Origin of the sequence: Streptomyces chilikensis (assembly GCF_001642695.1) — a bacterium.
In the GTDB taxonomy this organism is placed as follows: Bacteria; Actinomycetota; Actinomycetes; order Streptomycetales; family Streptomycetaceae; genus Streptomyces; species Streptomyces chilikensis.
Map to the genome: position 1 here is coordinate 1,766,695 of NZ_LWCC02000005.1, position 22,829 is coordinate 1,789,523.

Genomic DNA, 22,829 nt, shown 5'->3' on the forward strand with positions numbered 1-22,829 from the left:
CCCCGGCCGCCGCGCTGCCGCCGCTGCCCGCGCTGGTGGCGGGCGCGGCGGCGGCCGGGGCGGGGCTGGTGCTGCTCGCGGTGCCGGTGCTGGTCCTGTGGATGAGCGCGCCCTATCCCGACGGCGGCCCGGGCGGCGCGCTGCGCACCACGGCCGCGCTCTGGCTGCTGGCGCACGGCGTCGAACTGACCCGCACCGAGACGTTGTCCGGCGTGCCCGCGCCCATGGGGGTGACGCCGCTGCTGCTCACCGCGCTGCCCGCGCTGCTGCTGCACCGTGCGGGGCGGTCGGCCGCGGAGGGGGGCCACGACGGGGACGTCCCGCCGCCGCGTCCGACGGAGGCGTGGACCGGGGTGACGGCCGGCTACCTGGCGGCCGGGCTGTTCGCGGCGCTGTACGCCTCCGGCGGGGAGTACCGGCCGGGGTGGGGGTGGAGCACGCTGAGCCTGCCGGCGCTGACCGCCGTGGTCGCGGCGTGCGGGGTGTGGGCCGGGTGCGACCGTCCGCGGCGGGCGGTGGACCGGCGGGGCGGACGCCTCCCCGACCTCCTCCTCGGCCGGGCCGACCGGGGCCGCAGGCTGACCACCGTGTGCCGGGCGGCCGGAGAGGGCACGGCGGTGCTGACGGCCGGCGGGACGGTGCTGGCCGTGGTGGCGCTGGCGCTGCGCGCGGGCGAGGCGGGGGAGGCGTTCGGCCGGCTGGCCGGGGGCTGGCTGGACGGCGTGACCCTGCTGCTGCTGTGCCTGGCGCTGCTGCCGAACGCGGCGGTGTGGGCCTGCGCGTACGCGCTCGGGCCGGGATTCACGCTGGGTCCGGCGGTGGTGACGCCGCTGGACGTCCAGGGCGTGGTGCCCTCGCTGCCGGTCTTCCCCTGGCTGGCGGCGGTACCGGCCGGGGGGCTGGGGGCGGCACCGGCGTGGGGGCTGGCCGCGGTGCCGGTGCTGGCGGGGGTGGCCATCGGGGCGCGGGTCGCCCGGGGGACCGCGGCGGCCCGCGTGCCGTGGCCCTGGCTCCGCACGGCGGTGCTGGCCGTCCTGGCGTGCCTGCTCTGCGCCACCGCCCTGGCCGCCCTCACGGCCTTCGCCTCGGGTCCGCTGGGTACGGGCGCGCTCGCCGCCTTCGGCCCCCTCTGGTGGCGGACGGGCCTGGCCACCGCGGCGTGGACCGTCCTCCCGGCCGTCCCGGCGGCCCTCCTGACCCGCTGGGACCTGCTCCGTCGCTGACCCCCGCCCCCGCCCCGCCGGCCGCGCGGGGCGCCGTGCGCCGCTCCGGCGGGCGTGCCGCCCGGGAACGGGGCGGCCGCGCGTTCCGCCTGCGGGTGAGCGTGCCGGCCGGGGGCCCGTGCCCATGGGGGAAGCGCGGGAGGAGGCGGCGGCGCGGCCCCGCGCGGGGCGAGACGCCCTCCTCCGGGGCGGGACGCCCTCCTCCGGGGCGGGACGCCCTCCTCCGGGGCGGGACGCCCTCCTCCGGGGCGGGACGCCCTTCTCCGGGGCGGGACGCCCTTCTCCGGGGCGGACCGGCGACGGGCCCGCGCCCAGGGGGTGTACCCCGGGCGCGGGCCCGTCGAAGGGGGAGGCGCGTCAGCCGGCGAGGATCTCGCGGGCGAGCTTCGCGGTCTCGGTCGGCGTCTTGCCGACCTTGACGCCGGCGGCCTCGAGGGCCTCCTTCTTCGCCTGGGCCGTGCCGGACGAACCGGACACGATCGCACCGGCGTGACCCATGGTCTTGCCCTCCGGCGCGGTGAAGCCCGCGACGTAGCCGACGACCGGCTTGGTCACGTTCTCCTTGATGAACGCCGCGGCACGCTCCTCGGCGTCGCCGCCGATCTCACCGATCATCACGATCAGGTCGGTGTCGGGGTCGTCCTGGAACGCGGCCAGCGCGTCGATGTGCGTGGTGCCGATGATCGGGTCGCCACCGATGCCGACGGCGGTGGAGAAGCCGATGTCACGGAGCTCGTACATCATCTGGTACGTCAGCGTGCCGGACTTCGAGACCAGGCCGATGCGGCCCGGCTTGGTGATGTCGCCCGGGATGATGCCGACGTTCGAGCCGCCCGGCGTGATGATGCCGGGGCAGTTCGGGCCGATGATCCGGGTCTTGTTGTCCTTCTTGCCGGCGTACGCCCAGAACGCGGCGGTGTCGTGCACCGCGATGCCCTCGGTGATCACCACGGCCAGCGGGATCTCGGCGTCGATCGCCTCGATGACCGCGTCCTTGGTGAACTTCTCCGGCACGAAGACGACCGTGACGTCGGCGCCGGTCTTCTCCATGGCCTCCTTGACGGTGCCGAAGACCGGTACCTCGGTGCCGTCGAAGTCGACCGTCTGCCCCGCCTTGCGCGGGTTGACGCCGCCCACGACGTTGGTGCCGTCGCCGAGCATGAGCTTGGTGTGCTTCATGCCCGTGGCACCGGTCATGCCCTGGACGATGACCTTGCTGTCCTTGTTGAGCCAGATAGACATGGTGTGTGGATGTCCTCGTCCTCGGTGCTTACTTGGCGGCGGCGAGCTCGGCGGCCTTGGCAGCCGCACCGTCCATGGTGTCGACGCGCTGGACCAGCGGGTGGTCGGCGTCGCTGAGGATCTTGCGACCCAGCTCGGCGTTGTTGCCGTCGAGGCGGACGACGAGCGGCTTCTCGACCTTCTCGCCGCGCTCCTCGAGGAGCTTCAGCGCCTGGACGATGCCGTTGGCGACCTCGTCACAGGCGGTGATGCCACCGAAGACGTTGACGAACACGGAGCGGACGTCCGGGTCGCCGAGGATGATCTCCAGGCCGTTCGCCATCACCTGGGCGGAGGCGCCGCCACCGATGTCGAGGAAGTTGGCGGGCTTCACGCCGCCGTGGGCCTCACCGGCGTACGCGACGACGTCCAGGGTCGACATGACCAGGCCGGCGCCGTTGCCGATGATGCCGACCTCGCCGTCGAGCTTGACGTAGTTGAGGCCCTTCTCCTTGGCAGCGGCCTCGAGCGGGTTCGCCGCGGCCTTGTCGTGGAGCTCCTCGAAGTCGGGGTGACGGAACTCGGCGTTGTCGTCCAGGGAGACCTTGCCGTCGAGGGCGATGATGTCGCCGGAGGCCACCTTGGCCAGCGGGTTCACCTCGACCAGGAGGGCGTCCTCCTTGATGAAGACGTCCCAGAGCTTCACCAGCACCGCGGCGACCTTGTCGGCGACCTCGGCGGGGAACTTGGCGGCCTCGACGATCTCGCGGGCCTTCTCCGGGGTGACACCGTCGATCGCGTCGATCGGGGTCTTGGCGACGGCCTCGGGGCGGGTGGCCGCCACCTCCTCGATGTCCATGCCGCCCTCGACGGAGGCGATGGAGAGGAAGGTGCGGTTGGCGCGGTCGAGGAGGAAGGAGACGTAGTACTCCTCCGCGATCTCCGGCGCCATCTCCGCCAGCATGACCTTGTGGACCGTGTGGCCCTTGATGTCCATGCCGAGGATGTCGTTCGCCCGGGCGACGGCCTCGTCGGGCGTGCCGGCGAGCTTCACGCCGCCGGCCTTGCCGCGGCCACCGACCTTCACCTGCGCCTTGACGACCGACTTGCCGCCGAGCCGCTCGGTGATCTCGCGCGCCGCCTCAGGCGTGTCGATGACTTCACCGGCAAGCACCGGTACATCGTGCTTGGCGAAGAGGTCCCTCGCCTGGTACTCGAACAGGTCCACGCGCTTCCGTCCCTATCAGTGATCTCGCGGTTCGTTGGATGCGTGGGCGTGCCGCGAAGGGCAACGTGACGTCCGCAGTGTCACAGGGGGGGCGCACACGGTGTCCGAGCGCGCGGCATGTCCGTCCGGCAGGGTATCCCCGCCACCCGTGAGGGCTCTAATTGGGGCATCACACATGAGCGGTGATTACGGTCACATGTTGTCCCAGGTGATCACGGGTTTTCACCGGTTCGGCCGTGCTCGACCGACCTCACCGGGCCGGGTCCCGGCCCGGTGAGGTCGACGGTCGATCAGCCGAAGTACGGGTGCGCGGCGTGGCCCGGCGCGACCTCGTCGGCCGTGCCCAGGACGACTCCGTGCACGCCGTCCACCGCGTGCCCGGCCGTCCCGGCGGCGCCGCCCGCGACCTCCGCGGCGACGCCGTCCGCGAAGCCGCCGGCCTCGGCGGCGGCGGTCCACGCGAACGCGTCGGCCTCGCCGGTCACCCCGGAGGCGAAGGGAGCGGCCTCCCACGCCACCGCCCGGGCCGCGCCGCCGGCGGTGGCCGCCGCCCCGTGCGCCGTGGCGCCGACCGCGCCCACGGCGCCGCCGGTCACGGGGGTGACGGTGCCCTCGACGCCGTGGACGGCGGCGGTGACGGTCCCGTCGGCCCGCCAGGCGGTGGCACCGGCCACGTCCCGCACCTCGTGGATGGCGGGGGCGACGGTGGTGCGGACGGCGCCGACCGCACCGTGGGCGGCGGCCGCCACCCGCCCGACCACCCCGGCGGCGGCGTCGTGCACGCCGTCCACCGTGCCGGCGGCGGTGGCGTCGACGCGCTCCACCAGGGGGACGGCCGTCGCATGGACGTTCCCGACCGCGCCCGCGGCGGTCGCGTCGACCCCGCGCACGGCGGTCGCGGCGGTGGCCGCGGTGGCGTCCACGACCGCGCCGGCGGTGCCGGTGACCCCGTGCACGGCTCCCGGCACCTGACCGGCCACGCCCTGGGCGAAGGGGGTGGCGTGGCCGGCCACGCCCTGGGCGAGCGGAGGCACCTGGCCGGCCACACGGGCCACGAACGGCCGGACCAGCCCGGCCGTGCCGGACGCCAGGTCACCGGCGTCGGCGACGGCCCGCTCAGCGACCGGGCCGGCCCCGTCCAGCGCGGTGCCCGCGACGGGCGGCAGCACGGCCTCCCCGGCGTCGGCGGCGACCTCGCCCACCACCCCGGCGGCGTACGGCGGCACGTCCGTGACGACACCACCGGCGACCGGCCGCACGCCGTCAACCGCATGCACGGCGACCTCGCCCAGAAGGGTGGCAACGGAGACAGCTCCACCGACAGCCTCCCCGGCGACCGCCGTGGTGCGGCCCGCGGTCCCGTCCACCACCGGCAGCGCGCCGTCCACGGCGGAGTACGCCACCGGCGGGACGGCGGCGGAGGCGGCGCCGTCCACCGCCTCGCCGGCGCCGGTCACGGCCGCCGACCGGGCCCCGGTCAGTTCGGGGGCGAAGTCCTCCAGGGGGCCGAAGAGGTAGTCGACCTCGGCCGCGGCGGTACCGCGGACGGCGTCACGGGCGTCCTGGGCGGCGTCCTGGGCCTCCTGGGTGGTGGTCCGGACGGTTCCCTCGGCGCCCTCCCGGGACACGGCGACCTCCTCCCGCACGGTGGTGACGGCCTCGGATGCCTGCTCGGTGGCCTTCCCGGTGGCCTTCCCGGCCTCCGTCACGGTGTCCTCGGCCGTCTCCCCGGCGAACTCGTCGGCGGCCTGGTCCCGGGCGGGCAGGTCCGGGAGGGAGAGGGAGGATGCGGGCAGCTCGTCGGCCGAGGCGGCGGTGGAGCCGAGCGCCCAGGCGCTCGTGACGCCGGCGGCTATGACGATGGACCGGCGGATGTTCTTGTTCATGACGTGCTTCAGATCCTTCAGATCTTGAGCGTTCCGAGCCGTCAAAGGACGGTCGGAAGACTGGGACGTTCCCGTACCGGAGCGCGTCCGGACAGGCGGGCAGACCTGTTCCGCCCCCGCGCGGCAGGTCATGGCGGGGGAAGGGTCCTGCTCAGCCAGGGAAGACGGGGACGTCCCGGTGCCGGTCCCGGGTCCCGGCCGCGTCGTCGCCCGCAGCGGCGCCGGGCCGCAGCCGCAGCGGCGGCCGGGCGTCGGAGGTCACGGCGTGGGCGTCGCCGTGCCGGGGGCTGCCGTTGTCGGCGGACGCCGTGCCGGCGGGCAGGCCGGACGGGTCGCCCGCGGGGGTGCGGTCGGCGGGGAGGGGAACGGCCCCCGTGGCGGCGCGGCCGTCGCCGCGCTCCTGCGGCACCGGCTGGCTGCCCCGCGGCAGGAGGTCCCGCGGCTGCTCCGCCGCGTCCACGGCGCACCGCGCCGTCGTCCCGGGGCCCACGGCCGGGGCGTCACCAGGCACGGCGGGCGGCGTCGGACCGCCCGGGGCGCCGGGCACGGCGGGGAGGGCGGGCGGAGCGGAAAGCGCGGGAAGACACGGCAGTCCGGGCAGTCCGGGCAGCGCGGAGAGCGCGGATAGGGCCGGCAGCGCGGCCGGCGTGGGCAGGGACGGCAGCGCGGAGAGCACGGACGCCGCGGTCGGCACGGGCGGCCCGGACAGCGCGGGCAGGCCCGGCAGCGCGGCGTGCTCGGACGATTCGTGCGGTACCGGCAGTCCCCGGAGTCCGGGCAGCGCGGGCAGCACCGGCAGCGCGGGCAGGTCCGGCAGTGCGTCTCCGGCCGGCGGCGCGGGCAGTTCGGCCCGCTCCGGCCCCGGCGGCGTCCCGGGCCGCGGCAAAGTCGCGGGCGACTCCGCCCGTCCGGCCGACGCGGCGGGCGCGGCAGGCGCGGCGGACTCATGCGTGACCGGCGCCCCGGTGACGTCGCCGAACGCGGGAGACGTCACGGACGAGGGCGAGCCCTGCTGTCCGGGAGGAAGGGACGGCACCGGAGCGGCGGGCCGCGCGGGCCGCGTTCCGGAGGGGGCCTCCTCGGCGGCCCCGGCCGGTGCACCCGCCGCTCGCACCACGCGGTCGGTCACCGTCCGGGACGGCTCCCGCACCAGGTCGCGCACCGGCTCGGCCGACGCACCGTCAGCTCCCGCCGGCACCCCGGCCTCCCCCGCAGGCCCGAGCACACGCTCCGTCAGCGGTCCCGGCGCGGAACCGCTGCGGGACCCGTCCGCGCCCGCGCGGCCGGCGTCGCCCGTCACGGTGACCGTGACCGCCTCCGCCGCCTGTGCCCGCTCCCCGCAGACGAGGGTGAGCCCGAACAGGCCCGCCACCAGCACCGCCAGGAACAGCGCACGCCGCCCGGCCGCCCCACGCACTGGGCGCTGGACGGTCCCGGCGAGGGACGCTGACGTGTGCAAGGGCGAGGAGCTTCCGTGCGGCAACGGATGGACGGGCGGCGAGGACACGGCACGCCCACGGCGCACCGATCCTCGCACGCGCCTCCCGCGGCCACGCAAGCCCCCCGTCAGGGATGGGCGGTGATGTCCGGTTGGCTCACGTCACGTCCGGTATGGGCAACGGCCGCTTCTCCAGCGCCGCCGCCATGACCTCGGGGAACAGGTCCGGCGTACAGGCGAACGCCGGCGCGCCCAACGCGGCCAGCGCCGCCGCGTGCTCGCGGTCGTAGGCCGGGGCGCCCTCGTCGGAGAGGGCCAGCAGCGTCACGAACTGCACGCCCGCCGTCTTCATCGCGGCCACCCTCTTGAGCATCTCGTCGCGTATGCCGCCCTCGTAGAGGTCGCTGATCAGCACCACCACCGTCTCGGCCGGCCGGGTGATCTGCGACTGGCAGTAGGCGAGCGCGCGGTTGATGTCCGTGCCGCCGCCCAGCTGGGTGCCGAAGAGGACGTCCACCGGGTCGTCGAGCTGGTCGGTCAGGTCGACGACCGCGGTGTCGAAGACGACCAGCCGGGTGGCGATGGACCGCATGGAGGCCAGCACCGCGCCGAAGACCGAGGCGTAGACCACCGAGGCGGCCATCGAACCGGACTGGTCGATGCAGAGCACGACCTCCTTCTTCACCGCCTGGGAGGCCCGCCCGTAGCCGATCAGCCGCTCCGGCACGACGGTGCGGTACTCGGGCAGGTAGTTCTTCAGGTTGGCGGCGATGGTGCGGTTCCAGTCGATGTCGTGGTGGCGCGGCCGGTTCACCTTGGCGCTGCGGTCCAGCGCGCCGGTGAGGGTCGCCCGAGTGCGGGTGGCGAGGCGCTTCTCCAGGTCCTCGACGACCTTGCGCACCACCGCCCGGGCCGTCTCCTTGGTCGTCTCCGGCATCGCCCGGTTGAGCGAGAGCAGGGTGCCCACCAGGTGGACGTCCGGCTGCACCGCCTCCAGCATCTCGGGCTCCAGCAACAGCGCGGCCAGGCCGAGCCGGTCGATGGCGTCCTTCTGCATCACCTGGACGACGGAGGACGGGAAGTACGTGCGGATGTCGCCCAGCCACCGGGCGACCGACGGAGCCGAGCCGCCGAGGCCCGCCGAGCGGTCACCGCCGCGCGGGCGGCCGGAGGGCCGCGAGCCCTTCTCTCCGTTGCCGTACAGCGCGGCGAGGGCGGCGTCCATCGCGGCGTCCCGGCCGGTGAGCGCGTGGCCGGTCCCGTCGGCCTGGTCCCCGCCGAGCACCAGCCGCCAGCGCCGCAGCCGCTCGGCCTCCGCGTCCGGTGCGGCGGCGGGCACGGTGAGGGGCGAGGTGGGGGATGTGGTCATGCCGCTGCCTCCACGGTGGCGTCGGACCGGTGATCGGGATCGGGGCCGGGGCCCGTGTCCAGGCCCAGCAGCAGCCGGACCACGGGCAGGACGGCGTCGGCACGGGCCGCATCGAGGTCCTCGGCGAAGCCCGGCGCGGGGGCGGCCGCCGCCCCGCCGCCGGCCGCCGGCCCCCGGCGGACCAGTTCGCCCAGGCTGCGGCGCACTCCCGGCTCGTAGGCCGAGAAGGTGCGGCGCAGCAGGGGCAGCACGTCGGTGAAGGACTCCGCCGGCACCCCGGTCAGCCAGGCGTCGACCAGGCCGAGCAGCCGCTCGTCGTGGACCAGCAGGAGCCCGCCGGAGCCGCCGCCCACGAAGCCCTCGATCCAGGACGCCGCGTCGGCCGGCTCGGTCCCGGGCGACAGGACCAGGCCCATCCGCCGGGCTGCCTCCTCGGTGTCGAGCGCGCCGTCGTCGAGCAGCAGCCGCACCGAACGTCCGCGCAGCACGCCGGGGGCGGTGTCCCGTGCGGCGAGCCTGCCCAGCACGTCGTGCCAGCGGGAGCGCAGTCCTTCCGGGTCGACGGCGGGGACGCCGCCGAGCAGCCCCACCGCGGCGTGCACCGCGTCGACGTGGCGGCGCATCTCGGTGGCCGCCTCGGTGTCGAGGGCGCTGCAGGCCGGCGGGAGGCCGACGAATATCCGCTCGGCGAGCCCGGCGGCGACCTCCGCGAGCGCGCCGGTGTCGGTGCCGCGCACGTCTCCGTAGCGCAGGGTGCGCACCAGGGCGGGCAGGGCGGCCGCCAGGTGGGCGACGTCGGTGTCGAGCGCGGCCCGGTCGGCGAGGGCCCGCATCACGGTGGGCAGGGCGTCCGGGAGGTCGGCGAGCAGGCACCGTTCGGCGAGCGCCGTCACCTCCGCGAGGGCCGTGGCGTCGCAGGCGTCGGACTCGGCCTTGGCGGTGGCGGCGGAGAGCACGGTGGTGCCCCACACCCCGGCCTCGGCGACCCGGACGGCGAGCTCCGGCTCCCAGCGCAGCCGCCAGGTCTCCCGGAAGGTGCCGGTGCCGCCGCGCGAGGTGACGGGCTCGCCCCAGCCGACGGACAGGAGGCGCAGCCGGTGCAGCAGGCGGCTGCGGGCGGCGTCGTTCTCCTTCCGCAGGTCCAGTTCCCGTTCCCGCTCCAGTGCCTCCGGCTTGAGGCGCAGCGCGCGCTGCTGCCGCTCCAGGTCGCGCCGCAGCGGCACGGCGGGCGCGGTGGACGGCACCTCACCGAGCACGTCCCCGACGATCAGCCGGTCGCGGACCAGTTCCAGCGGCACGTCGGAGCCCTCGCACATCACGGCGCGGACCGCGTCGACCGTCTCGCCGAGGCCGGGCAGCGGGCGTCCGCGCATCACCGCGAGGGTCTCGGCAAGCCGGACCGCCTCGATGACGTGGGCGGAGGAGACGCCCAGGTCCTCGTCGCGCAGCAGGCCGGCGATCTTGGTCATCCAGCGTTCCACCGGGCGGTCGGGAGCGGAGAACAGGTGCCCGTACCAGCCCGGGGAGTCGATCCCGGCGCCGTAGCCGCTGAACCGGGAGAGTCTGCGGTGCGTCCAGGGCACCCAGGTCATCTCCGTCCTGATCCTGGGCAGGCCCTTGAGCAGGGCGCGGTCGGCGGCGACGGTGCTCCTCCGCCGCAGGGCGGGGACGTGCCAGGCGCCGCAGACCACGGCGATCTCGTCGCCGAACTCCTTGCGGGCCGCGCGCACCTGGAGCCGCATGTACGCCTCGCGGACCGGGTCGTGGTCGTGGCCGCCGGTTCCGTACGCCTCCCGGAGGGCGCCCATCGCCTCCTCCACGGCGGCGAACGGCGCCAGCGGGTCCTCGCCCGCGCCGCGGTGCTCGACCACGTCCTCCCACCAGCGCTCCGGGTCGTCGTACCCGGCGGCCTCCGCCAGCACGGCCAGCGGATCGACCCGCGGGTCGGCGTTCCGGGCCCCGGTGTCCCCCTCGTCCCCTGCGGGGCCGGGCCCGTCGCCGGGCGGCGCGGCCTCCCCGCCGGCCGCCGGGGTTCCGTCCGGAGCGACGGCGGAACCGTCCGGAGCGACGGCGCCGCGCGCGGGCGCGGCGCCCTCCGCGGCGTCCTCCTCCGCGTCCTTCGCCAGGACCGGAGCCGGGGCCTCCCCCTTCTCCGGTCCGTCCTCGCCCCGCAGGGCGAGGACGTGGGTGGCGGGCAGGTCGACGAACCGGGCCGGGACGCCGTTCTCCACGGCCCACCGCAGGGCCACCCACTCCGGGGAGAACTCGGCCAGCGGCCAGAACGCGGAGCGTCCGGGCTCGTCCACGGCGTGGGCGAGCAGGGCGACCGGCGGCCTCATCTCCTCGTCACCGACCAGCGGAACCAGCGCGTCGGCCTCCGGGGGCCCTTCGATCAGCACCGCCCGGGGACGGACCGCGTCCAGGGCGGCCCGTACCGCGCGGGCCGAGCCGGGCCCGTGGTGCCGCACCCCCAGCAGCAGCGGCAGCGCGTGGGATCCGGTCACGCCGACACCTCCCGGCAGGCGCGGTAGAAGTCCTTCCAGCCGTCCCGCTCGCGGACCACGGTCTCCAGGTACTCCTGCCAGATCACCCGGTCGGCGGCCGGGTCGCGGACCACCGCTCCGAGGATGCCCGCCGCCACGTCCGCCGGCCGCAGCACGCCGTCGCCGAAGTGTGCGGCCAGCGCCAGGCCGTTGGTGACCACGGAGATCGCCTCGGCGGTGGACAGCGTGCCGCTGGGCGTCTTCAGCTTGGTGCGCCCGTCGGTGGTGAGGCCGTCGCGCAGCTCGCGGAAGACCGTGACGACCCGGCGGATCTCGTCGATGCCGTCCGGCGCCTGCGGCAGTTCGAGGGAGCGGCCGAGCTGGTCGACCCGGCGGGAGACGATCTCCACCTCCGCCTCCGGGCTCTCCGGCAGCGGCAGCACCACGGTGTTGAAGCGGCGGCGCAGCGCGCTGGACAGGTCGTTGACGCCGCGGTCGCGGTCGTTGGCGGTGGCGATCAGGTTGAACCCGCGGACCGCCTGCACCTCCTCGCCGAGCTCCGGTATCGGCAGCGTCTTCTCGGAGAGGATGGTGATCAGGGTGTCCTGGACGTCCGCCGGGATGCGGGTGAGCTCCTCGACGCGGGCGATCATGCCGTCGCCCATGGCCCGCATCACCGGGCTGGGGACCAGCGCGTCGCGGCTGGGGCCGTGGGCCAGCAGCTGGGCGTAGTTCCAGCCGTAGCGGATGGCCTCCTCCGGGGTGCCGGCGGTGCCCTGGACCAGCAGCGTGGAGTCGCCGCTGACGGCGGCCGCCAGGTGCTCGGAGACCCAGGTCTTGGCCGTGCCGGGCACGCCGAGGAGCAGCAGGGCGCGGTCGGTGGCGAGCGTGGTGACGGCCACCTCGACGATGCGGCGCGGACCGACGTACTTCGGCGAGATCACCGTGCCGTCGGCGAGCGTGCCGCCGAGCAGGTAGGTGGCGACCGCCCACGGGGAGAGCTTCCAGCGGGCCGGGCGGGGCCGGTCGTCGGCGGCCGCCAGCGCCTGGAGCTCCTGGGCGAAGGCGTCCTCCGCGTGCGGCCGCAGCGCCTGCTCGTTCTTTGCGCCCTTCGCGGGCGCGGGGTCGTCGGACACCGTGGTGACGGACGTCGGGTCGATGGACACAGACATGGCTGAGGCCCCCTCCAGCTCGGCCGGTTCGGATCTGCTGACCACCTTGCACCACGGCACTGACAATCCCCACGGCCTGTGGAAACACGGGGCGCTGGGCCATCCGGGGCAGCGTTGTCAGTGGCAGGTCCTACCGTCGGTGCCATGACTCAGCAGGGGGTGCGCTGGAGCGCGGAACAAGTGCTGGCACTGGCGCCTGACGCGGCGTCCCGCAAAGCCGGAAGCAAACTCGCCGCGCCCGGACCGTGGTCCGGCACGGGCTGCGGTGACGAGGGGACGGTGTGGGGGCTGTGCAAGGGCAGCGGCAGCAAGCCGTATCAGACGATCGTGGACATGGCGGACCCGTCGGCTCCCGCCTACAAGTGCAGTTGTCCGAGCCGCAAGTTCCCCTGCAAGCACGCGCTGGGGCTGCTGCTCCTGTGGGCCGCCGACCCGGCCGCCGTGCCCGCCGGGCAGGAGCCGCCCGACTGGACGCGGCAGTGGCTGGACGGCCGGCGGCAGCGGGCGGAGCGCAAGGAGGCCGCCTCCTCGGGCGGGGGCACGGCCGACGCGGAGGCGGCACAAAAGCGCGCCGAACGCCGCGCTCAGCGGATCGACGCGGGCGCGGGCGAACTGGAGCGGCGGCTCACCGACCTGCTGCGCTCCGGCCTCGCCGGTGCCGAGCAGGCCGGGTACGCCCTCTGGGAGGAGACGGCGGCCCGCATGGTCGACGCGCAGGCGCCCGGACTGGCGGCCCGGGTACGGGAACTGGGGGCGATACCCGGTTCCGGCCCGGGCTGGCCGGTGCGGCTGCTGGAGGAGTGCGCGCTGCTCCACACCCTGGTCCAGGGCTGGCTGCGCCGCGACCGGCTGCCCGAGGAGCTGGCCGCCACGGTTCGCTCCCGGGTCGGTCTGCCCGGCTCCGCCGACGGACCGCCGGTGCGGGACCGGTGGCTGGTGCTCGCCCAGTACGACACCGCGGACGCCCGGCTCACCACCCGCCGTATATGGGTGCACGGCGAGGAGACCGGACGGACGGCGCTGCTCCTCTCCTACGGCGCTGCCGGCCGCGCACCCGAACTGGTGCTGCCCACGGGGCTGGTCCTGGACGCGGAGCTCTCCCCCTACCCCGGTGGCGGGCAGCTCCGTGCGGCGCTCGGCAAGCAGTTCGCCGCCCCGGCCCCGGGCGCGCTGCGCCCGCCGGGACTCACCGCGGCCGGGGCCGCCGCCCGGTACGGCGACGCCCTGCGCGACGACCCCTGGCTGGACGCCGTCCCGGTGACCCTGGAGGCGGTCACCCCGGTGCCGCACGACGGGCGCTGGCAACTGGCGGACGCGGCCGGCGAGGCGCTGCCCGTCACCGGACCGGCCTGCGCCGGGCCCGGCTTCTGGCGTCTGGTCTCCCTCTCCGGCGGCGTGCCGCTGCGCGTCTTCGGCGAGTACGGCCACCGCGGTTTCACCCCGCTCACCGCCTGGCCCGCGGGACCGGGAGAGGCGGTGGCGGTGCGATGACCCGCCCCGTACCCGTCGTCCCCCGGACCGCCGGCGCCCCGGGCACCGCCACGGCCCGTGCCTCCGCCACCGCCACCGCCACCGCCAGTGCCGCATCGCGCACCACCACCCATGCCACCGCCGGCGTCGTCGAAGGGACGCGTTCCTGATGGCTGTCACCGCCTCCGACTGGGAGGACCTGGTCACCACCGCCCTGCTGGGGACCGAGCGGCGCCCGCCCGCCGTGCCGGCCGACGGGCGCGACGCCCCGGTGGCCGTGCTCGACGAGGCCGCGCAGCAGACGCTGCGCCGACGGGCCGGGCTGAGGCCCGCGCAGGCCGCCCCGCTCCCCCGCCCCGCTCCCCCGGACCCCCGGCCGCCGCTGCCCGCCGCTCCGCCCGAGGCGCTGCCCGCGCTGCTGGAGGCCGCCCGCGGCCGCACCGACCTGCGTCCCGCGGTCCTCTCCTTCGCCGGTCCGCGCGCGCTGTGGCTCGCCGGGCTGAACCCGGAGTGGCGGTTCGCCCTGCGTGCCGCGTCAGGCGGCGGCCGGGAAGGACGGCTGCCGGCCGACGCCGGACCCGAACGCGTGCGGGAGCTGTGGGAGGAGGGCCTGTTCGCCGAACGGGTGGCCCTGCTGTCCGCTCTGCGCGACCAGGACCCCGCCGCCGCCCGCGCCCTGCTGGAGTCCACCTGGACGACGGAGCGCGCCGAGGACCGGCTGATGTTCCTCGACTCGTTGCGCGCCGGGCTGTGCGCGCAGGACGAGCCGTTCCTGGAGCGGGCGCTCGCCGACCGCAGCCGCAACGTGCGCGCCACCGCCGCCGAGTTGCTGTCGGCGCTGCCGGGCTCGGCCCTCTCCCTGCGGATGGCCGCGCGGGCTGTGAGCTGCGTGGCCCTCGACCGCACGGGGGCGGACCCGTGCATCGTGGTGGAGGCGCCGCACGCCTGCGACGCGGAGATGGAACGGGACGGCGTGGTGGCCAAGGCCCCCTCCGGGCGGGGCGAGCGGTCCTGGTGGCTGGGCCAGCTGGTCGAGGCCGCCCCGCTGGCGACCTGGCCGGAGCGGCTGGGCGGGCACACGCCCGAGGAGATCGTCGCGCTGGAGGTGGTCGACGGCTGGGAGGGCGAACTGCACGCGGCCTGGTGCCGGGCCGCGGTGCGGCAGGCGGACGCCGCCTGGGCGCGGGCCCTGCTCGGCTCGCCGTCCGCGCCGGAGGCCGCCGGCCCGGGCGCGGTGGGACCGGCCCAGCGGGCCAAACTGCTCACCACCCTGGACGAGGAGGAACGCGCCGCCTGGGTCGCGGAGTTCATCTCCGCGCACGGGCTGTCCGAGGCGTTCCAGCTCCTCGGGGTCTGCGCGGTGCCGTGGTCCGCGCCGCTGGGGCAGGCCGTGGTCGACGCCCTGGACATCGCGCGGGACGCGGGCAGCTACCCGTGGAGCTTCAGCGGCGTCATGGGTCTGGCGGAGCGCTGCCTGGATCCCGCCGAGGCGAACCGCCTGGCGCCCCTCACCGCCACTCCCGCCGAGGCGGAGAACACGGCGCCGGGAGCGGGTGGCTACTGGTCCGAGGCCTTCCAGCGCCTCGACAGCACCCTCCGCCTCCGCGCCACCATGGCGGAGGAGCTGGGAGCCGCCTGACGAGCCACCGGCCTCTGCCGCGGGCCCGGCGGCGCCGCCCCGCCGGCCCCGGCGGGGCGCACGAGGGCAGGAGCCACCGCGCGGCACACCGGCGGGAGCCGACGCGCCGGACGTACCGCTCACCGAGGGGCGTCGGATGCCGGGCCAGGTGCCCCGGCCCCTGGCGCCCCGCGCTCGTCGTCCTGCCCGGAGCGTCCCGTCCGCGGCGTGGCACCCGCGGCGCGCGGACACGGCGTGACACCCGCGGCGCGCGGCCCCGGCGTCACGCCCGTGGCGCGCCGTCAGACGTCGGCGCCCTCGCGGACGTTGGCGCGGACCCAGTCCACGACGGCCTGCGTCGGCGCGCCCGGCGTGAAGATCTCCGCCACGCCCTTCTCCTTGAGCGGCGCGATGTCCGCCTCCGGGATGATGCCCCCGCCGAACACCAGGATGTCCGCGGCGTCCCGCTCCTTGAGCAGGTCGATCACCTTGGCGAACAGCGTGTTGTGCGCGCCGGAGAGGATGGACAGGCCGATCGCGTCGGCGTCCTCCTGGATCGCGGTGTCCACGATCTGCTCGGGCGTCTGGTGGAGGCCCGTGTAGATGACCTCCATGCCCGCGTCGCGCAGGGCCCGCGCGATGACCTTGGCCCCACGATCGTGACCGTCCAGGCCCGGCTTGGCCACCACCACACGGATCGGACCGACTGCCACACCCATCAACGCCTCCAACAACCGACTCAAGCCCGCCGCACCGGCCGGGGAAGTGAACGCACGTTATCTACAGCATCCCCCAGCCGTCCGCCTCCCGGTGGGGAGGGAGTGCGAAATCACACGGCGGCGCCCGCATCCCGCGCCGACACGCCGTCGCCGTCGCCCCGGAGGCCCCGGCGCGCCGCGTCCGCACGCTCCGGCCAGGGCACTCGGAGGACCACAAAAGGGCCGGTAGGCGTGACTGTGGCATAGGCAAGGGGCCCCTTCACCCCGTATCGCGCCGAAAACCTCGAACGTTTACCGAACGCAGCCTCAAAGACACGCCCGGGGAACCCCGAAAGAGTCCCTCTTGCCCCTTTGGTCCCCACAGACTGGCCGCCGAAGATTGTCCAGTCCGCATACCGCCGGGTACAGTCGCCGCACTGCTCTGGCAGCCCCTGTCGTCGAGGCGAAAGAGAAGTTGGTGGACGAGCGTCACCCGTCGGGGACCATGACGACCCCGGCCCCGGCCTCCGACTCGACGTCGGCGCCCTATCCGGCGTACGGCACGTCCGAGGCCTATTACGCGGACTTCACCCAGTACGACGGTCAGGTCTCCCAGGACTACGGCACCGGTTCCTACGAGACCGGTACCCAGCACGGCGGTGGATACGACACCGGTTCATACGACACCGGTTCCCACCCGAGCGGTTCCTACGACACGGGCGGCTGGGCCGACCCGTCGACGACCGCCCCGTACACCGGTGACGGCTACGCGTCGACGTCCTCCTACGACAGCGGCCAGTGGGACACGGGCACCCAGTACGACGGGTACGCCGCCCAGTTCTACGCGGAGCAGCACTACGCGGCCCAGGAGACCGGCTCCTTCGACACCACCGACTGGGGAACCGGCGAGCAGCACTCCGCCCGGATTCCCGGACAGGCCGCCGACGGCCCGGACGGCGCCGGCGAGTGGAACTGGAACGGGCAGGACTCCGACACCGGCTCCTACGACGCCACCGCCTGGAACACCGCGGAGGGGGACGACCCGTCCGCGCACGACGGCCGGGACGCCCACGAGCGGGAGTCCGCCGACGGACACCGCGCGGACGCGGACGGCTCCGGCCACGACGGGCCGAGACGCCACGCCGACGAGGCCGACGACCGGCCCGGCTTCCTGGACGACCAGGACGAGTCCCTCCCGCACACCTCCCGCTCCGCGGGCCGCGGCGGCCGCCGCCGCACCCCCGCCCGCCGCTCCGCCCTGCTGACCGTCGCGGTCCCCTCCGTCTGCGTGATGGGCGTGGCCGGGGTCGCCGCCGCCTCCGTGGGCGGCTCGGTCGAGGAGACCACCACCCAGGCGGCGTCGGACGCCCAGCCGGTGAAGCCCTCGGCCGCGAACGACAAGATCTCCGCCCAGTTCAGCGAGGTCACCGTCGCCGCCGCCGACTTCGGCGACCGCGCCAGCCGCGAGCAGGAGCGGATCGACCTCGAGGCCCAGCGCGCGGCCGAGCTCCGGAAGGCCGCGGAGGAGGCCGCCAAGAAGGAGCGGCTGCGTCCCAAGTTCTCCAGCCCGGTCGCCCAGCGCGGTCTCAGCGCCTACTACGGCGCGGCCGGCGTCAACTGGATGTCCGCCCACACCGGCATCGACTTCCCGGTCGCCTACGGAACGCCCGTGCTGGCGGCCACCGACGGCACCGTCCGCACGCAGTTCAACAGCGCGTACGGCAACATGATGATCGTGACGGCCAAGGACGGCACGGAGACCTGGTACTGCCACCTCTCCACGTACAAGCTCGCCGACGGGATGTCGGTGAAGGCCGGCGACACGATCGCCTACTCGGGCAACTCGGGCAACTCCACCGGACCGCACCTGCACTTCGAGGTCAGGCCGGGCGGCGGCGGCGCGGTCGACCCGCTCGCCTGGCTGCGCAGCCACGGCATCGACCCGACCTGACCCCGTCCGCGACCGTCCGACAGCGAGCGCCCTCCACGACCACGTGGTCGTGGAGGGCGCTCGCTGTCGATGTGCCCAGGGCTTCTAGAGCTTCTCCACCGGCGCGTACCGCAGCAGGAGCCGCTTCGGGCTTCCGTCGCCGAAGTCGATCGTCGCCTGGGCCTTGTCCCCCTCGCCCGCCACGGCGACCACCGTGCCGAGCCCGAACTGGTCGTGGGTGACCCGGTCGCCGGCGGACAGCGCGACCACCGGCCGGTCTCCCGCGCGCCGGGTGGCGAAGCCGGAACCGCCCCCGGCCGAGGAGCGCGACCGCGAGGACGACAGCGAGGCCGCCACACCCGCCGCGGGACCCGCGGCGAAACCGCCCGGCGAGGAACTCCCCTTGCGCCTCCAGTCGAGGTACGTCTCCGGGATCTCCTCCAGGAACCGCGACGGCGGGTTGTACGACGGCTGCCCCCACGCGCTGCGCAGCGCCGCCCGCGTCAGGTACAGCCGCTCCCGGGCGCGGGTGATGCCGACGTAGGCCAGCCGCCGCTCCTCCTCCAGCTCCTTGACCTGGCCGAGCGCCCGCATGTGCGGGAAGACGCCGTCCTCCATGCCGGTCAGGAAGACCACCGGGAACTCCAGCCCCTTGGCGGTGTGCAGCGTCATCAGCGTGATGACGCCGTTGCCGTCCTCCTCGTCGGGGATCTGGTCGGAGTCGGCGACCAGCGCCACCCGCTCCAGGAAGTCGGCGAGCGACGATCCGCTCTCCGCCTCCGCGGTCTCCTGCTCGAACTCCAGGGCGACCGCGGCGAGCTCCTGGAGGTTCTCGATCCGCGTCTCGTCCTGCGGGTCGGTGGACGCCTGGAGCTCGGCGAGGTAGCCGGTCCGCTCCAGCACGGCCTCCAGGACCGTCGCCGGTCCGGCGCCGGACTCCACGACGGTGCGCAGGTCCTCCATCAGCGTGTTGAACCGCTTGACCGCGTTCACCGAGCGGGCCGCCATGCCGTACGCCTCGTCGACGCGGACCAGCGCCTGCGGGAAGCTGATCCGCTCCCGGCGCGCCAGTGCCTCGATCATCGCCTCGGCCCGGTCGCCGATCCCGCGCTTGGGCACGTTGAGGATGCGCCGCAGCGGCACCCCGTCCTCCGGGTTGGCGAGCACCCGCAGGTAGGAGAGGACGTCCCGGACCTCCTTGCGCTCGTAGAAGCGCACGCCGCCGACGACCTTGTACGGCAGGCCGACCCGGATGAAGACCTCTTCGAAGACACGGGACTGCGCGTTGGTCCGGTAGAAGACCGCGACGTCGCCCGGCTTGGCGTCGCCCGCGTCGGTGAGGCGGTCTATCTCGTCGGCGACGAACTGCGCCTCGTCGTGCTCGCTGTCGGCGACGTAGCCGGTGATCCGGGCGCCGGCGCCGGCGTTGGTCCACAGGTTCTTGGGCCTGCGGGACTCGTTGCGCTCGATGACGGCGTTGGCCGCGCTCAGGATGGTCTGGGTGGAGCGGTAGTTCTGCTCCAGCAGGATCGTCGTGGCGTCCGGGTAGTCCTCCTCGAAGTCGAGGATGTTCCGGATGGTCGCCCCGCGGAACGCGTAGATCGACTGGTCGGCGTCACCCACCACGCACAGCTCGGCCGGGGGCACGTCCTCGTCACGCTTCTCCGAGGCTCCGCCGACCAGCTCGCGCACCAGGGCGTACTGGGCGTGGTTGGTGTCCTGGTACTCGTCGACCAGGACGTGCCGGAAGCGGCGGCGGTAGTGCTCGGCGACGTCCGGGAAGGCGCGGAACAGGTTGACCGTCGTCATGATCAGGTCGTCGAAGTCCAGCGCGTTCGCCTCGCGGAGGCGGGACTGGTACATCGCGTAGGCCTGGGCGAGGGTCTTCTCGAAGCCGTCGGCGGCCCGCGCCGCGAAGTCCTCCTCGTCGATCAGCTCGTTCTTCAGGTTGGAGATCTTGGCGCTGAACGACTTGGGCGGGAACCGCTTCGGGTCGAGGTCCAGGTCGCGGCAGACCAGCGCCATCAGCCGCTTGCTGTCGGCGGCGTCGTAGATCGAGAAGGACGAGGTGAAGCCGAGGCGCTTGCTCTCGCGGCGCAGGATGCGGACGCAGGCGCTGTGGAACGTCATCACCCACATGGTGGAGGCACGCGGCCCCACCAGCTGCTCGACGCGCTCCTTCATCTCGCCGGCGGCCTTGTTGGTGAAGGTGATCGCCAGGATCTCGCCCGGGTGCGCGCCCCGCTCCGCGAGCAGGTGGGCGATGCGGTGGGTGAGCACCCGGGTCTTGCCGGAGCCGGCTCCGGCCACGATGAGCAGCGGTGACCCGGCGTGCGTCACGGCGTCCCGCTGGCTCTCGTTCAGCCCCTCCAGCAGGGCGGCGCCGCTCAGCGCCGGACGCGGGGCGCCGTCCCGGTAGTAGGCGTCCCTGGCCGGGGGCACGTCGAAGCGGCCTGCGAACAGGTCGTCCGGAATCGGCTCCGGAGCGTGCTCGTCCTCGGGCGGCGGCGGTTCCTCGTCGTAGGCCGGAGGGGCCTGGAGGCTCGCCAGGTAGCTTTCGTCAAAGAGGCTGCTCATCGCACTCCGAGTCTAGGTGCCTCCGCCGACACCCGTGGCCGCTGTCCGAAACCGGCGGCCGGCCCGAGCCGGCGGGAGAGGGCCGGGCGCGGGCCCTCGGAGGAGCCCGGAGCCGCCCCCTCCCGACGGCCCGGGCGCGGTCCCATCGGGAGGGGGTGCCGGGCCTGGCCGGCGGCGGTGGCCCGGACGCGGCGTGACCTGCGGAGGCCGTGCCCCGCCCGAGGCGGACACGGCGTTCTCCGCACACCGGTAGAATTGGGCGGACAGACCCACACCCTGACGCCGGAAGGCCCCCCGTGTCATCAGCGCCCACCGCTGCGTCCGCCGCCCCCGACACCGTCCTGGTCGTCGACTTCGGTGCGCAGTACGCCCAGCTCATCGCCCGCCGCGTCCGCGAGGCCCGGGTCTACAGCGAGATCGTGCCGAGCACCATGCCGGTCGAGGAGATCCTCGCCAGGAACCCGGCGGCGATCATCCTGTCCGGCGGCCCCTCGTCCGTGTACGAGCCGGGCGCGCCGACCCTGGACCGTGCCCTCTTCGAGGCCGGCGTCCCCGTCTTCGGCATGTGCTACGGCTTCCAGCTGATGGCGCAGACCCTGGGCGGTCAGGTCGACAACACGGGCGCCCGTGAGTACGGCCGCACCCAGCTCCACGTGAGCCGGTCGGGCTCCACCCTCTTCGAGGGCACCCCCGACGAGCAGCCCGTCTGGATGTCGCACGGCGACGCCTGCTCCGCCGCCCCCGAGGGCTTCGCCGTCACGGCCTCCACCGACGTGGTGCCGGTCGCCGCCTTCGAGAACGACGACAAGAAGCTGTACGGCGTGCAGTACCACCCCGAGGTGATGCACTCCACGTTCGGCCAGCAGATCCTCGAGCACTTCCTGTACCGCGGCGCGGGCCTGCAGCCCACCTGGACCACGGGCAACGTCATCGAGGAGCAGGTCGCCGCGATCCGCGAGATGGTCGGCGACCGGCGCGCCATCTGCGGCCTGTCCGGCGGCGTGGACTCCGCGGTCGCCGCGGCGCTCGTCCAGAAGGCCATCGGCAAGCAGCTGACCTGCGTCTACGTCGACCACGGCCTGATGCGCAAGGGTGAGACCGAGCAGGTCGAGAAGGACTTCGTCGCCGCCACCGGGGTGGACCTCAAGGTCGTCGACGCCGAGGAGCGCTTCCTGAACGCGCTCGCGGGCGTCAGCGACCCGGAGGAGAAGCGGAAGATCATCGGCCGCGAGTTCATCCGCGTCTTCGAGCAGGCGCAGGCCGAGATCGTCGCCGAGGCGCCGGGCGACCAGCCCGTCGAGTTCCTGGTCCAGGGCACCCTGTACCCGGACGTCGTCGAGTCCGGCGGCGGCACCGGCACGGCCAACATCAAGTCCCACCACAACGTGGGCGGCCTGCCGGAGGACCTCGAGTTCAAGCTGATCGAGCCGCTGCGCCAGCTGTTCAAGGACGAGGTCCGGATGGTCGGCCAGGAGCTCGGCCTGCCGGAGGAGATCGTCCAGCGCCAGCCGTTCCCCGGTCCCGGCCTCGGCATCCGCATCGTCGGCGAGGTCACCAAGGAGCGCCTGGACCTGCTGCGCGAGGCCGACGCCATCGCCCGCGAGGAGCTCACCGCGGCCGGCCAGGACAGCCAGATCTGGCAGTGCCCGGTGGTCCTGCTCGCGGACGTCCGCAGCGTCGGCGTCCAGGGCGACGGCCGCACCTACGGCCACCCGATCGTGCTGCGCCCGGTCTCGTCCGAGGACGCCATGACGGCCGACTGGTCGCGCCTGCCCTACGAGGTGCTGGAGCGGATCTCCACCCGCATCACCAACGAGGTGCGCGACGTCAACCGCGTGGTGCTGGACGTCACGTCCAAGCCGCCGGGCACCATCGAGTGGGAGTGACCCCTCCCACGCCCGCGTGACGAAGGGGCGCCGTCCGGTCTTCCGGGCGGCGCCCCTTCCGTCCTCGTCCCGCCCGCACCGCGTCCCTCAGGTCCGCTTCACCGCGCGGAGCTCCTCGCCCGGCCTCCAGATCTGCACGACCAGGTACTCGTCGTTCTCGACGAAGGTGCGCACCACCTCCGTGAGGTCGACGCGGAACAGGTGGAAGGCGCCCGGGTCCGGCGGGGAGACCTCCCCCACGTAGCGGCTGCGGGCCTCGCCGTCCTCCACCGGGACCGCCCGCCCGGAGATCCGCACGTCGCCGCCGCCCATCCCCGTACCGGGCCCGGGGTTCGCCTGGAGCGTGAAGCGGGGGTCGCGCAGCAGGTCACGCGCCTTCTGCGAGCCAGGCATCATGCCCAGCCACAGGTCACTGTCGAGGAACCGCACCTCCAGGCCGGAGGTGCGGGGTGAACCGTCCTTGCGGAGGGTGGCCAGGACGTGATGGGTGAAGGCCCCGAACCGTTGCTCGACCACGTCGGCGAGTCCGGGTTCCGCCCGGCGGAAGGCCGCCCAGTCGGTGATGCTCGTCATGGTGCCAGTCTCGCGCCGGACGGGCGTCGCCGGAGGCGGCACGCGGAAATCCGGGCC

General features: G+C 74.8%; 16 protein-coding genes. 6 read left to right on the forward strand and 10 right to left on the reverse strand.

Annotated elements, in window-relative coordinates; genetic code table 11:
• Positions 1 to 1,223: cell division protein PerM (locus A2U95_RS07860; protein WP_240957242.1), on the forward strand; the 1,223-nt coding region annotated here is incomplete at its 5' end.
• 357 nt (positions 1,224 to 1,580) lie between these two features.
• Here A2U95_RS07860 and sucD read toward each other — a convergent pair.
• The 7 genes from sucD to A2U95_RS07895 form a co-directional block, all read right to left on the reverse strand.
• Positions 1,581 to 2,465 (reverse strand): succinate--CoA ligase subunit alpha, encoded by an 885-nt coding sequence (gene sucD / locus A2U95_RS07865; RefSeq protein ID WP_166021476.1) that lies wholly within the window; start codon positions 2,463 to 2,465, stop codon positions 1,581 to 1,583.
• 28 nt (positions 2,466 to 2,493) lie between these two features.
• The gene (gene sucC / locus A2U95_RS07870; protein ID WP_166021477.1) at positions 2,494 to 3,672 is read right to left on the reverse strand and encodes an ADP-forming succinate--CoA ligase subunit beta; all 1,179 of its coding nucleotides are present in this window, start codon (positions 3,670 to 3,672) and stop codon (positions 2,494 to 2,496) included.
• Between the two features lie 290 nt (positions 3,673 to 3,962).
• Positions 3,963 to 5,558 (reverse strand): hypothetical protein, encoded by a 1,596-nt coding sequence (locus tag A2U95_RS07875; RefSeq protein ID WP_166021478.1) that lies wholly within the window; start codon positions 5,556 to 5,558, stop codon positions 3,963 to 3,965.
• Between the two features lie 151 nt (positions 5,559 to 5,709).
• A complete protein-coding gene (locus tag A2U95_RS07880) occupies positions 5,710 to 7,017 on the reverse strand; it encodes a hypothetical protein (RefSeq protein ID WP_166021479.1) in 1,308 nt (435 codons plus the stop codon).
• 136 nt (positions 7,018 to 7,153) lie between these two features.
• Positions 7,154 to 8,365: a VWA domain-containing protein gene (locus tag A2U95_RS07885; RefSeq protein WP_166021480.1), complete on the reverse strand. Its 1,212-nt coding sequence runs from the start codon at positions 8,363 to 8,365 to the stop codon at positions 7,154 to 7,156.
• Positions 8,362 to 10,869 (reverse strand): DUF5682 family protein, encoded by a 2,508-nt coding sequence (locus A2U95_RS07890; protein ID WP_240957243.1) that lies wholly within the window; start codon positions 10,867 to 10,869, stop codon positions 8,362 to 8,364. The genes A2U95_RS07885 and A2U95_RS07890 overlap by 4 nt, the downstream gene beginning before the upstream one ends.
• Positions 10,866 to 12,020, reverse strand: coding sequence for an ATP-binding protein (locus tag A2U95_RS07895; protein ID WP_166021481.1), 1,155 nt, complete (start codon positions 12,018 to 12,020; stop codon positions 10,866 to 10,868). Before A2U95_RS07895 ends, A2U95_RS07890 begins: the two co-directional genes overlap by 4 nt.
• 144 nt (positions 12,021 to 12,164) lie before the next feature.
• Between A2U95_RS07895 and A2U95_RS07900 the strand changes: the two genes are divergently transcribed.
• From A2U95_RS07900 to A2U95_RS07910, 3 genes are read left to right on the forward strand one after another with little or no spacing between them, the layout of a single operon-like run.
• Positions 12,165 to 13,511 carry an SWIM zinc finger family protein gene (locus A2U95_RS07900; RefSeq protein ID WP_166021482.1) on the forward strand — a complete coding sequence of 449 codons (1,347 nt, stop codon included), beginning with the start codon at positions 12,165 to 12,167 and terminating at the stop codon, positions 13,509 to 13,511.
• Positions 13,508 to 13,660 carry a hypothetical protein gene (locus A2U95_RS07905; protein ID WP_166021483.1) on the forward strand — a complete coding sequence of 51 codons (153 nt, stop codon included), beginning with the start codon at positions 13,508 to 13,510 and terminating at the stop codon, positions 13,658 to 13,660. Before A2U95_RS07900 ends, A2U95_RS07905 begins: the two co-directional genes overlap by 4 nt.
• Entirely contained in the window at positions 13,660 to 15,129 is a 1,470-nt protein-coding gene (locus A2U95_RS07910; protein WP_166021484.1) for a DUF5691 domain-containing protein, read from the forward strand. The genes A2U95_RS07905 and A2U95_RS07910 overlap by 1 nt, the downstream gene beginning before the upstream one ends.
• A 281-nt stretch (positions 15,130 to 15,410) precedes the next feature.
• On the opposite strand, the gene A2U95_RS07915 is transcribed toward A2U95_RS07910, so the two are convergent.
• Positions 15,411 to 15,827: a coenzyme B12-dependent isobutyryl CoA mutase small subunit gene (locus tag A2U95_RS07915; protein ID WP_166021485.1), complete on the reverse strand. Its 417-nt coding sequence runs from the start codon at positions 15,825 to 15,827 to the stop codon at positions 15,411 to 15,413.
• A gap of 457 nt (positions 15,828 to 16,284) precedes the next feature.
• Between A2U95_RS07915 and A2U95_RS07920 the strand changes: the two genes are divergently transcribed.
• Positions 16,285 to 17,757: a M23 family metallopeptidase gene (locus A2U95_RS07920; protein WP_166021486.1), complete on the forward strand. Its 1,473-nt coding sequence runs from the start codon at positions 16,285 to 16,287 to the stop codon at positions 17,755 to 17,757.
• Between the two features lie 84 nt (positions 17,758 to 17,841).
• Here the strand turns inward: A2U95_RS07920 and pcrA are convergent, their stop codons facing one another.
• Positions 17,842 to 20,313, reverse strand: coding sequence for a DNA helicase PcrA (pcrA, locus tag A2U95_RS07925; protein WP_166021487.1), 2,472 nt, complete (start codon positions 20,311 to 20,313; stop codon positions 17,842 to 17,844).
• A gap of 296 nt (positions 20,314 to 20,609) precedes the next feature.
• Here pcrA and guaA point away from each other — a divergent pair, with 296 nt between their 5' ends.
• Positions 20,610 to 22,199, forward strand: a complete 1,590-nt coding sequence (gene guaA, locus A2U95_RS07930; RefSeq protein ID WP_166021488.1) for a glutamine-hydrolyzing GMP synthase — start codon at positions 20,610 to 20,612, stop codon at positions 22,197 to 22,199.
• 87 nt (positions 22,200 to 22,286) lie between these two features.
• Here guaA and A2U95_RS07935 read toward each other — a convergent pair whose 3' ends face one another.
• Positions 22,287 to 22,772, reverse strand: a complete 486-nt coding sequence (locus tag A2U95_RS07935) for a pyridoxamine 5'-phosphate oxidase family protein (protein WP_166021489.1) — start codon at positions 22,770 to 22,772, stop codon at positions 22,287 to 22,289.
• Between the last annotated feature and the right edge of the window lie 57 nt (positions 22,773 to 22,829).

Bases quoted from the DNA above. Each gene is read 5' to 3' on its own strand.
- A2U95_RS07915 (WP_166021485.1), bottom strand. From the start codon at position 15,827: ATGGGTGTGGCAGTCGGTCCGATCCGTGTGGTGGTGGCCAAGCCGGGC.
- pcrA (WP_166021487.1), bottom strand. From the start codon at position 20,313: ATGAGCAGCCTCTTTGACGAAAGCTACCTGGCGAGCCTCCAGGCCCCT.
- sucD (WP_166021476.1), bottom strand. From the start codon at position 2,465: ATGTCTATCTGGCTCAACAAGGACAGCAAGGTCATCGTCCAGGGCATG.
- A2U95_RS07875 (WP_166021478.1), bottom strand. From the start codon at position 5,558: ATGAACAAGAACATCCGCCGGTCCATCGTCATAGCCGCCGGCGTCACG.
- A2U95_RS07885 (WP_166021480.1), bottom strand. From the start codon at position 8,365: ATGACCACATCCCCCACCTCGCCCCTCACCGTGCCCGCCGCCGCACCG.
- A2U95_RS07935 (WP_166021489.1), bottom strand. From the start codon at position 22,772: ATGACGAGCATCACCGACTGGGCGGCCTTCCGCCGGGCGGAACCCGGA.
- A2U95_RS07910 (WP_166021484.1), top strand. From the start codon at position 13,660: ATGGCTGTCACCGCCTCCGACTGGGAGGACCTGGTCACCACCGCCCTG.
- A2U95_RS07895 (WP_166021481.1), bottom strand. From the start codon at position 12,020: ATGTCTGTGTCCATCGACCCGACGTCCGTCACCACGGTGTCCGACGAC.
- A2U95_RS07905 (WP_166021483.1), top strand. From the start codon at position 13,508: ATGACCCGCCCCGTACCCGTCGTCCCCCGGACCGCCGGCGCCCCGGGC.
- A2U95_RS07900 (WP_166021482.1), top strand. From the start codon at position 12,165: ATGACTCAGCAGGGGGTGCGCTGGAGCGCGGAACAAGTGCTGGCACTG.